Genomic DNA, 10,545 nt, shown 5'->3' with positions numbered 1-10,545 from the left:
CCCCTCCCACGTTTTTCTGAGTTCTATCTGAACTGCGGCAGCCCGCCACAGCAAAACGAGATCCGGCCTTCGCGCGCGCCAGGACCGGTCCGTCGTTCGTTCAATCCTTCGCGCGCGCGACGTCGTTGACGCCTTCAAGATCGGGCGCGTGGCCGTAGCTCATCTGCTTCATCTGGGTCAGGACGCGGTGCATCTCTTCGTCCGAGAGGATCGGCGGCTCGCCGAGCGTCAGGGCCTGGACATATAGCCGCGAGATCGTCTCGACCTCGATGCCGAGCGCCAGAGCCGAAGCGAGCGTCTTGCCGAGCGAAATCTGACCATGCTGTCCAAGCAGGCAGGCTAACCGATCCTGCAGGGCCTCGAGCGCATAATCCGAGAGTGCCTGCGTCCCGAAGGTCGCATATTTGGCGCAACGGATCGTGGTGCCGCCGGCGACGCCGGTCATGTAATGGAAGCTCGGGATGGTCTTGTGGTGGACCGCCAGGGTCGTCGCATAGATCGAATGACAATGCAGCACGACGTCGATGTCGTGCCGAGCCTGCAGGATATCGCGATGGAACCGCCATTCCGAAGACGGGCGGCGGCGCCCCTCATAGGTTCCGTCGAAGGCCATCTGAACCAGATCTTCCGGCTCCATCTGATCGTAGGGCAAGGAGGTCGGCGTGATCAGGAATCCGGCGGGGTTGCGGATCGAGATATTGCCAGCCGTCCCCTGATTGATGCCGCTGGCATTCATGCGGCGGCATGTCGCCACCATGTCGCGGCGCATCGCGAGATCGTCGGTCGTGGTCATGCGTTTCTCCTATTGCTGGCGCGGGCGCGCCATTGGGTTCGGTATTGGTCAAGGCCGGAGACGCGCAGCGGGTCCGGCCGGTCGAGCGCAAGCGGGGCTGCGTGATCCCGCGTCTCGTGCCAGGCCAGCAGCGCTGCCCCAGACCCGGTTCCATATTGCTCGTGATTGACGAGCACGCGGGCCTGTGGACGCAAGGCGGCCAGCAACCCAGCATAGGCAGGGTCGCGCACGTAGCTGCCGTCGAGCACGAGGTTATCCCCGATCGCGAGTCCCTCGAGACACATGTCGGTGAGCAGGGCGACGTAGAGCACCGCGAGGCTATGGCGCAGCGTGAGATCGCTCGCGAGCGCGCCCTCCACCACGCCCCGCCCGGCCGTGCCCGGAAACAACGCATCGTCCTGACCGAAGGTCGGCAGCGCCATCGTGCCGCTTGCGATGAGCCGCTCGAGGTTATCGCGCGACGCGGGGCCGCGTGTGCCGGCTTCCGAAACGGCGCTAAATTCGCGACCCGCCATGGTGAGCACGCCGGCCAGGGGCTTGCCCTCGACGTCGGCATTGCAGCACACGCCCGGCCGCTCGGTGACGCCGTCGCTGTCGGGGCTGTCGCTGATCGCCACCATCCAAGTCCCGGTCGACACAACCGTCATGTCGGAAAGGCCGGCCGCCTGATAGCGGTACAGATTGGCGGAACTGTCGTGGATGCCGTTGACGACCCGCACATCGGGCCGCAAGCCGGTTCGCGACACCCAGTCGGGCCGCAACGGTCCAAGTGTCTCCCAGGCCGGACGCAACGGCGGCATCAGTCTCTGCCAGCCGCGCTCCGCGATCAGCCGCGCCGGGCGGCCATCGGCCGGACTCCAGAGATGCGACTGCGCCGCGAGGCTCGTGACCTCCCCGGCCGCGACACCGCTGAGCCGCCATGCCCAATATTGCGGCGTCGCAAGGTAGTAGCGCGCGTCGACGAAGGCCGCGGGCCAATTCGTTTCCAGCCATAGCATCTGGCGCGCCAAATGAGCGGCCCCGAGCATAAACTGACTGCCGCGCTCGCGGAACGACCCACCGATGCGACGATATTCGGCTTCGATCGCGGCCGGCGGCGTCTGCTCATAGTCGATCATCGGCATGGCTGGCTCATGCTCGCCCACCAGCACCCCGCCCGACCCATGCGCGCAAGGGACGATCGCAGCAATATCATGACGCGAACCAAGGCTTGTCAGCCCATCCAACATCCAACTCTCGATGGCACCGAGATCATGATGCCGATACGGCGGTCCCGGCAAAACCGCATTGCCGGTCGACATCGTCTCGAGCAACCGTCCATCGCGATCGGCGATCGTCAATTTGACGTTGGTTTTGCCGACGTCGAACACAGCCACGACGCTCATGATGTCGAGTCCCGACGCTCGCCCTCGTGGCGCGAGGTGGATCCGCGCATCACGATGCGACATGGCAGTTCCATCATGCGATGAGGGCCATCATCGCCTTTCAACCGACCGACCAGTTGCGTCCAGGCCGCTACAGCCATGGCCTCCACGGGTTGCCGCACCGCCGTGATGCTGGGGGTGACCAGGGCCATCCACTCTTCATCGTCGAAACTCGCCAAAGCGATGCCGCGCGGCTGAGCCCGAAGCCTCGGTCCGAGAAGCTCGAAGACGACCCTGGTCGTGATATTGTCGAGCGCGAAGATGGCGTCTGGCAGAGGACTCGTCGCCATCAAGGTGTCGATCCGACGGCGTATTGTCGACGGATCGAGCCCCGTCTCCAGCACCGTGACGTCCATGGTCGAGCCGGCGGCCTCGCGGATGCCATCGAGACGCTCGCGGATGTTGCCGATCCTCAAGCAATTGGCGACAACCACACAACTCGACGCGCCCATCTCGGCAAGGTGCCGGATCATGGACGCCGAGGCCGCCTTGTTGTCGACCGCCACCATGTCGAAGTGCGCATCGTCCGGTAGACGATCGACCAGGACGATCGGCAGGCCCCATGACGGGAGCCGTTCGGTGAAGGCACCGTCGCAGGGGATGACGATCAGCCCGGCCGGTCGCCACGAGCGGATGGCCCTCAATCGCGCGGCTTCCTGCTGCGGGTCATTGGCGGAACTGACCACCAAGAGATCGAACCCGTCGAGACGGGCCACCTGTTCGAGCGTCGACACGAAGGAGGCGAAGAAGGAATTTTTTAGATCGGGCACCACGACACCGGCCAGCGCCTGCTTGCGCGACCGCAGCCGCGAGGCTGTGCCATCAGCCACGTAGCCGAGTTCCTCGACGGCGGCTCGCACGCGCAAGGACAGTTCCTCGCCGACGCGTGTCCGGCTGTTGAGGACATTGGAGACGGTGGCGATGGAAACCCCGGCCCGCTCCGCAACCGTGCGGATCGAAACGGCGCGCGGCGACGCGGCTCGGTCCACGATGCGAGGCTCTCGTTCGGAGTTGTGTGGCATGGATCGCCTTCCCCGGCAGCGCCGAGCGTCTCCCTAAAACGTTTTTTTAGAGGCTAGACATCCGGATCGTCTGTGTCAATCATGGGCAGGATGGCGTCTGAAGAGGCAAGGTCGACCCGACCAAACCTCTCGTTGCGCCACAGATCACCTAAGGGAGGAAACGACCATGAACAAGCTTGGGGTACATGCCTTTGTGTGGGCGAAAGGCTGGAGCGAAGAGGAATGCCGCTTTGCCGTCAGCCAGTCGGCCGAACTCGGCTACGATCTGATCGAGCTTGCGGCTCTCGATCCGAATGCCATTTCGGTCGACTTCACCCGTCGGGAACTCGAAAAGCATAAGCTCGGCGCCACCATGTCGCTCGGCCTCGACGCCGATCGAGATATTTCGTCCGGCGATCCAGAAAAGACCAAGCGCGGCGAACAGCGCTTGATGGAAGCCATGTCGCTCGCCCGCGACGTGCAGGCGACGCATGTCTGCGGCATCCTCTATTCGGCGTTTCAGAAATATGCGGTGCCGCCGACCGCTGACGGGGTCGCCCGTTCGGTCGAGGTGCTGCAGCGCGTTGCCGAGAAGGCCAAGGAGAGCAACATCACGCTCGGGCTCGAAGTGGTCAACCGCTATGAGACCAACGTCTGCAACACGGCCTCGCAGGGTGTCGAACTCTGCAAGCGGATCGGCGCCGACAACGTCAAAGTGCATCTCGACGTCTACCATATGAACATCGAGGAATCTGACATCGCCTCTGCCATCATCGAGACGGGCGACTATCTGGGCTACTTCCACACCGGCGATTCGCATCGCGGCTATATGGGATCGGGCTCGATCGATCTTGCGGGCGTCTTCCGCGCCCTCGTTCGCGCCAATTATCAGGGGCCGATCACGTTCGAGTCCTTCTCGTCGAAGGTTGTCGGTCAACCGCTCGAAGGCATCCTCGGCATCTGGCGCAATCTCTGGGACGACAGCCGCGATCTCGCCGCTCACGCAAAGATGTATACCGACGCGCAGATCAAAGCTGCGCACGAGTCGCAGAACCGCGAGCGCAGCCGCCTCATCTGATTGGTTCGGCGCGGGTCTCATCGCCAGCATCGCACAGAGGTTGGGGCGAAAAGACGAAAACGGGCGTTGCAATCCGCGGCTCATTCGGCCATAAGGCTCGAACGCGACGCGCAAGCGACGTTCGGATGCGGGTGTAGCTCAGTGGTAGAGCACAACCTTGCCAAGGTTGGGGTCGAGGGTTCGAATCCCTTCGCCCGCTCCAGATTTTCTCAATGAAATCAGAGTGTTAAAGCGGTCCTTCGGGGCCGTTTTTTGCTTCCCCGCCCATCGGGTCGGTGCCGGGGAAGCAAGCGGGATCATGCCGCGGGATAAGCCCGGCGGCATTTGGCACGGGCGATACGGTCATTTCATGCCGCTCGGCGCGACCAGCAGGCTCTGTCGGGGGTATGTCCCAGCCAAGTGGACGCATGGCACTGAGTGCCCCGACCCTCCAGGGACGGTCATACCGATGAGATTGGGCTGCTTTACCATCACCGCTCAGAGCTCCCTGCCGCCATGCGCATTGGCAGCACCAGCCGAAGCGAGTCGGGCAGCCGCACGAACCCATGGGCCGCGTAGAAGCCGGCCGCAGCCTCGTCCAGCGCATCGACCATGACCATGGGGGAGCCGACAGTGCCAGCGCTGTCGAACGCGCGCCGCAACGCATCCGCCAGCAGCACGGCCCCAAGCCGCTGTCCCTGACGTTCTTTCGCGACACCCAGGCGACCGATCAGCGTGGCGCTCACCAGAGGGTAGCGCGGGACGTACTTGCGCGCCGCCTCCGGCACATCGCCCTGCGAGACCGCCATGGCGCACAGCGTGTAATAGCCCAACACCTGGGTCAGCTCGCTGACCTCGCTCAGGATGAAGACGGCGTTCGCCTGTCGGCGCACGTCCTGGCCAGCCTGGGTCTTGAGGTAGCGGTCCAGAGTTTCCACCCCGCAGGTAAAGCTGTCACGGTCGTGCGCCTCCCCGAGCAGCACGATCCGAAGGTCCTCCGATGGCCGTTTCCCCATTCACGACACGACCCGGCGCTTATGATCTGCAAACGCGCGCTGCAGCCGCTCGCTCGGAGCCGGGGGACTGACCAGAGCGTCGAAGAAGACAGCCCGGTCACGGTCGGACAGGACGAGCGTTTCATGCTCCGCAATCGTCCGCCGTGCAGCGTCCGTGAGCGCGGTCATGCAAAAATCCGTCAGTTTGCGCCGTTCGAGCTGCGCCGCCCGTTCGATCAACGCCTTAGTCGGTTCATCGACGCGAAACCCAAGCCGTTCTTCCCGAAGCCGTCGGTCGATCTTTGCTGGCATGCAATGGTCACCTCCAGCAATACATGTACGTCGATTGGACTAACTTTTCAAGATGCGCTCGGGCTGCCGCTTTTCGGTGCTCGGCCCTTCGGCTTGGCGACCGACGGAGGGGGCAGCGACGCCAGGAGCCGCTCTGCATAAGCCACGCCCGCGTCCCATACGCGCGGCGGCCGAACGACAAACATTAGAAAGGCTATCCAAAGGCAGAGGAGCGCAAACGCGGCCATCTGGGCGGCAGATGCATCGCGAGCAATCGCCCAGATCGGGATGTTGCTGGTCGCCATTTGGACGGTCCGAGCTGCAGCAATGGCGACCGACGCGCAAATGGCCAATGGGACTGCTGCCACTCTCATGCCCAGCAGATTGCGCCAGAAGCCGTAGGCGACATTGTCATCATGGATGAGTGGATATTTGGGGCCGCGCCGTAAGTCGATCAGACGACGGATCACCGCTCGGTAAATGCCGTCGGCCGCGTCCGGATCCTGCGCCTCTGCGCTGGCGTCTGGCAGCCGGAAGTCTGGCGCAAGGTCCTGCAGCGCTGCGTGGTAAGCAAGCTTGGTCGGCATCTCAATCGTATTGTCTCTAAAACGCAGAACGATCTCCGTCGGAAACCCGCCCCAGCGCTGCTTAAGCTTATGCTGCACGACCTGGCCATGCTCGCAAACAGATAGAGTACACCGGTCATCACGACGCCCGATCCGATCGCAGCGGGATCGCCGGGACTGACCTCGCAGGACCACAAGCTGGCCTTCCTGAACGGCGACGTCGATCGGCGAACTGTCAGCCCCGATCGTGTCGAGGCTCCGGCCAGCACCAATATCCTTCAGGCCGGCGCGGTTATCGCCGCGTCGCTGCTGACCGGGCTGCGTTCCGATCTGCCCGGCCAGATCACCGCCCAGGTCACCGAAAACGTCTATGACAGCCCGACTGGCCGCATTCTGCTGATCCCGCAAGGCGCCCGGCTTGTCGGCCAATACGACGCCCAGGTGGCCTTCGGCCAGTCCCGGGCGCTGCTGGTCTGGAACCGCCTGATCATGCCGAACGGCCGATCTATCGTTCTGGAGCGCCAGCCCGGAGCCGACCCGGAGGGTTATGCCGGCCTGGAGGATCAGGTCAATAACCACTGGGGCATGCTGTTCAAGGCGGCGATCCTCTCCACCCTTCTCAGCGTCGGCTCCGAGGCCGGCACCAGCGACAACGAGAACTCCCTCGTCCCGGCCATCCGCCAGGGCGCTTCGCAGAGCTTCAGCCAGGTTGGCGAGCAGGTAGTCGGGCGATCACTGAACGTGCGGCCGACCATCACGATCCGGCCGGGCTTTCCCGTGCGGGTGCTGGTGACCCACGACCTCGTTCTCGAACCCTACCAGAGCTGAGGACTGATCATGGCCAAATTGAAGCTCGGCGCCATTGGTGACGACAAGCCGGTGAAGCTTACCGTCGAACTGCCGGCAGCCATACACCGAGATCTCGTCGCATACGGTCAAGCGCTGGCGCGTGAGACCGAACAGGGCGCACCTGAACCGGCGAAGCTGATCGCACCGATGATTGCCCGGTTCATGGCGACGGACCGCGCTTTTGCAAAACTGCGGCGGCCGTCGCCGGCGTCGTCAGCGAAGGCGCCGTGACCGGGTCTCGTCGCGCAGGTAGGCGACGAACCGCCCAACGGCGGCGTCCTCGAGTTCGGGACGCCAGACCAGATCAATTTGAACCGACGCATTTGTCTCTGCGATCGGCCTAAACACGACCCCCGGTACGGTGACCTCCGCTTGGCTCGCCGTCGCCAGCGTCACTCCAAAACCGGCGGCGACCAGGGCGAAGACACTCTGCTTGCTCGCCGGATGCGGATGAAATCGCGCACTTTGCCCGAGGAGGGACGCGTACAATTCTCGCGTCGACTGACTGTCGTCCCATTCCTGGATCAGGATCTTCTCGTCGCGGAGATCGTCCCACTCGACCGCATCCCGCTCCGCCAGCGCGTGGTCAACTGGCAGCGCGGCCGTCAGGCGCTCCCGATAGAGAGGCAATGCTTCGGAATTGGCGCAGGGCGTAAAACGGGTGACGATGCCCACGTCCAGACGACGGTTCGAGCGCCATCGCCATGCTCGGCTCGTTCATCTCAACGATCGTAAGCACCACGTTCGGGTGCCTCACGCGCCAGCCAGCCAGGAGGCTGCCGAGGGGTTCACCGACCGGTGGCATCCGCACGCCGAGCCGGATTTCTCCGGCATGGCCCGTGCCATTCTGGCGTGCCGAACGCCCAACGGCGTCGAACTCGGCCAGGGTCCGGTTCACATGAACCATGACCGCCTTGCCACCAGGCGTCAGATGAACGCCGGTATTGGCCCGCTCGAACAAAGCCAGGCCCAGCTCGTCCTCGAGGCGGGCGATGTGCCGGCTGATGGTCGATGTTTCAACGCCAAGCGACTTGGCGGCGCGGCCGAAGTTACTGGTGCTCGCCGCCGCGGCGAGATATTTGAGGTCCCTGATCTCCATCACCGGCGCGCTCCTCGCGGCCCTGATGCAGCCGTCCGACGCCAACCATCAGCCAGATTGCCGCCTGGAGCGCGTGGTCGGAAATGGTGAGATCGAATGGCTTGAGCTTTGCCAAACATATGACGACCCTTTTTTTCGGTCGCCCGGCTCAGTCAGTTGCAGTGCTCGCGTGCCCGCTGTCCCCCCGTGGCTGGCCTCCTGCGCGAACCGCACCTGGTGCCGGTGCAACCCATTCGCCAAGTGGCATCGTCGCAGGGCGACGCCGTCCTCTTTGGGGAAATCGGTATGGAGGGCTTTTCCGTCAAGAAACGCGCCATTGGTCGGCCAGACACTCTGCGGGCCTTGTTCGAACAAGGACACGCCGACTGCGTCGTCCAAGGGCGGCAAGTCGGCGATGGATTATCGCGCATTTCAGATGCGGGAAAATTCTTGTCTTCAGGTGTGAGGCGTGGAATTATCCAGCATCTGAGATGCTGGATAATCGAATGGCCATCTACTTGGTTGGGGAGACGATAGACGCCAAACGGGCGTACCAGCGCGCCCAATGCGGCGAGTTGATCCCGCTCGTTCGCGGCGTCTATGCCGATCACGACGGCGACACAGAGATGGCTATCCTCGGCCACGCCGTCCGCATCGCGCATTACCTATACCCAAACGCCTACCTATCATCCGCCAGCGCGGTCCTGCTCGCGCCCACCCCGGATGGGCGCCTCTTCATCAGTGGCCGCCGCAACCAGCGCACAAGGTTGCGGACCATGGAGATCATCCAAAACGAGGCACCAGCCCACCCCTCGACGGCGATCGCCGTCATTGGCGATGATCTCGGAGAGCTTCGCATCGCCGCTTCGTCGCCACGACAACGCTTCCTCGAAGCCTTTCGTTTGAGGAGCGAGCACGCCAGTGCCATCACCGCCGAGATGCGCGCCCAGATGGCCGCCCGATTGGTGGCGGAACACGGCACGCCCCAGGCGGCGGCTGACGCCGTTTGGGCACTTGCCCGCGAGAACGAATGGTATCGGGAGGGCGAGGGCGCCGAACGCTTCCTCCTCGCCAAACCCGGCGTCGCGGCGCCCGTGAACAAGGCCGCGCTGAATCTTTTGGTCGCCTGGCACGGCGATCTGGTCGGTCGGTTGACCCATGACGGCTTCGAGTGGCGGTGGAAACCTGAACGACGCACCGGTCCGGCGCTCATCCGGGAGACGATTCCTGGCAAATTGCCGGCCTTCATCGGATCGTTGCTGCCCGAGGGCTGGCTCGCCCAGGTCCTACATGAACGCGACGAGCGCGACACCCTGCGAAGTGGTCGACGCTATATGTCGAACATCGCCATCGTCGAAGACCGCGATCAGCGGGCGGCGCTGCCGACCGACGTGCTGTCGACCCCACTCGCCAGCTTTGCCGCCGACGGTCGCTTCACAGGGGTATATGCCGGCCCCCGACGCGGCGAAATCGAAGAGACTTTCGAGCAGAATCTGGCGCGCATGTTTGCGCGCGCCGAAACGCCACGCTTGTCGGGCGTCCAGATCAAGGCGCCGATGAGCCTGACCGAGGACGGCGCCCTGGTCCCGGCGATCGACCAGCCCTTCACCCACATCCTGAAGCCTGCGGGCGGTGCGGGCTTCGACATGCTGCCGATCGTCGAATTTCTGTGCCTCGAACTCGGGCGCGCCGCGGGGTTCGAGACGCCAGACGCCGCGTTGATTGCGATGCCGGACGGCATGCCACCTGCCCTGGTCGTCGAACGGTTCGACATCAGGCGGGGACCGCAGGATCAGCGCCGTCTCGCGATGGCGGATTTTTGTTCCATCCTGGATCTTCCGACATCGGCGAAATACGATGGAACGATCGAGAGGATGGCGCGCGCCTTGCGCCCGCTATCCACTGACCCGGCCTCGGACCTCAACATCCTGTTCCGACGCGCGGTGTTCGCCTGGTTGATCGCCGATGGCGATATGCACCTGAAGAATCTCGCCATCCTCAAGACAGCCGGCGCTGGGGCGAAGACGTTCACGGTCGTCTGTTTTGCGCCGCTCTACGACGCCGTGACCACACGGGTTTTCCCAGGTCTTGGTGGCGATCGGATGGCCCTGAAACTGAATGGCAAAGATGATCGTCTGACGCGCCAGGATTTTCTTAACCTGGCGCGCACAATTGGTCTGACCGTCGAGGATGCTGAAGCCGGGCTCGCCGCCCTCACGACGCAGATCACTGAGCGCCTAGTGACCCTTCAGCTCCCCGCAGTCGCCGGCGAATTCGACGGCGCCAGTTCCGTGCGTGACAAGGTATACGCCATCGCCGCAACGCGCTGCGCTGCTCTTGGCGCCAAGGGCCAGTCCGACCGAACGGGCTGAGGATGGCGGCCACCCCACCTCCAACGAGCTCTGCGCACGATCTTCGCGGCCCTTGATCTGGAGATGTGACGCAGGGTTCGAAATCCGCCGGATTTTCCTAACGTCGAAGTGAAAGTCTC

General features: G+C 63.8%; 10 protein-coding genes, 1 tRNA gene and 1 pseudogene. 5 read left to right on the top strand and 7 right to left on the bottom strand.

The genetic code is table 11. The features are described 5' to 3' along the window. Window positions 1-100: 100 nt before the first annotated feature. Genes LGH83_RS13635 through LGH83_RS13625 form a run of 3 tightly spaced genes read right to left on the bottom strand, consistent with a single transcriptional unit; the run spans window position 101 to window position 3,239 of the window. Window positions 101-793, bottom strand: coding sequence for a class II aldolase/adducin family protein (locus LGH83_RS13635; RefSeq protein ID WP_131113931.1), 693 nt, complete (start codon window positions 791-793; stop codon window positions 101-103). After that, window positions 790-2,178 carry an FGGY-family carbohydrate kinase gene (locus tag LGH83_RS13630; RefSeq protein WP_227399129.1) on the bottom strand — a complete coding sequence of 463 codons (1,389 nt, stop codon included), beginning with the start codon at window positions 2,176-2,178 and terminating at the stop codon, window positions 790-792. The genes LGH83_RS13635 and LGH83_RS13630 overlap by 4 nt, the downstream gene beginning before the upstream one ends. After that, window positions 2,175-3,239, bottom strand: coding sequence for a LacI family DNA-binding transcriptional regulator (locus LGH83_RS13625; protein WP_227399128.1), 1,065 nt, complete (start codon window positions 3,237-3,239; stop codon window positions 2,175-2,177). Before LGH83_RS13625 ends, LGH83_RS13630 begins: the two co-directional genes overlap by 4 nt. A gap of 166 nt (window positions 3,240-3,405) precedes the next feature. Between LGH83_RS13625 and LGH83_RS13620 the strand changes: the two genes are divergently transcribed. Beyond that, on the top strand, window positions 3,406-4,296 hold the full coding sequence (locus tag LGH83_RS13620; RefSeq protein ID WP_227399127.1) for a sugar phosphate isomerase/epimerase family protein: 891 nt from the start codon (window positions 3,406-3,408) through the stop codon (window positions 4,294-4,296). Between the two features lie 127 nt (window positions 4,297-4,423). Then, a tRNA-Gly gene (locus tag LGH83_RS13615) sits at window positions 4,424-4,498 on the top strand. Between the two features lie 268 nt (window positions 4,499-4,766). On the opposite strand, the gene LGH83_RS13610 is transcribed toward LGH83_RS13615, so the two are convergent. Further along, window positions 4,767-5,258: a GNAT family N-acetyltransferase gene (locus tag LGH83_RS13610; RefSeq protein WP_227399126.1), complete on the bottom strand. Its 492-nt coding sequence runs from the start codon at window positions 5,256-5,258 to the stop codon at window positions 4,767-4,769. Window positions 5,259-5,291: 33 nt separating this feature from the next. Further along, the gene (locus tag LGH83_RS13605) at window positions 5,292-5,582 is read right to left on the bottom strand and encodes a DUF1778 domain-containing protein (protein ID WP_227399125.1); all 291 of its coding nucleotides are present in this window, start codon (window positions 5,580-5,582) and stop codon (window positions 5,292-5,294) included. Window positions 5,583-6,283: 701 nt separating this feature from the next. On the opposite strand from LGH83_RS13605, the pseudogene LGH83_RS13600 reads away from it, so the two are divergent. Beyond that, window positions 6,284-6,955: pseudogene (locus LGH83_RS13600) on the top strand (TrbI/VirB10 family protein); the annotation flags it as partial. A 9-nt stretch (window positions 6,956-6,964) separates the two neighbouring features. Then, window positions 6,965-7,207 (top strand): DUF2274 domain-containing protein, encoded by a 243-nt coding sequence (locus LGH83_RS13595; RefSeq protein WP_227399124.1) that lies wholly within the window; start codon window positions 6,965-6,967, stop codon window positions 7,205-7,207. Here the strand turns inward: LGH83_RS13595 and LGH83_RS13590 are convergent. Both LGH83_RS13590 and LGH83_RS13585 read right to left on the bottom strand, forming a co-directional pair. Then, a complete protein-coding gene (locus tag LGH83_RS13590) occupies window positions 7,190-7,651 on the bottom strand; it encodes a LysR family substrate-binding domain-containing protein (protein ID WP_264478959.1) in 462 nt (153 codons plus the stop codon). The two genes, LGH83_RS13595 and LGH83_RS13590, sit on opposite strands and share 18 nt — an antisense overlap. After that, on the bottom strand, window positions 7,563-8,075 hold the full coding sequence (locus LGH83_RS13585) for a LysR family transcriptional regulator (protein ID WP_227401848.1): 513 nt from the start codon (window positions 8,073-8,075) through the stop codon (window positions 7,563-7,565). Before LGH83_RS13585 ends, LGH83_RS13590 begins: the two co-directional genes overlap by 89 nt. Window positions 8,076-8,560: 485 nt before the next feature. Here LGH83_RS13585 and LGH83_RS13580 point away from each other — a divergent pair, with 485 nt between their 5' ends. After that, the gene (locus LGH83_RS13580; protein ID WP_227399123.1) at window positions 8,561-10,426 is read left to right on the top strand and encodes a HipA domain-containing protein; all 1,866 of its coding nucleotides are present in this window, start codon (window positions 8,561-8,563) and stop codon (window positions 10,424-10,426) included. Window positions 10,427-10,545 lie beyond the last annotated feature (119 nt).

The organism is Lichenihabitans sp. PAMC28606, assembly GCF_020616535.1.
Lineage (GTDB): Bacteria > Pseudomonadota > Alphaproteobacteria > Rhizobiales > Beijerinckiaceae > Lichenihabitans > Lichenihabitans psoromatis.
The sequence above is the reverse complement of the archived record's forward strand: the minus strand, read 5'-3'. Positions and strand labels throughout refer to the sequence as shown.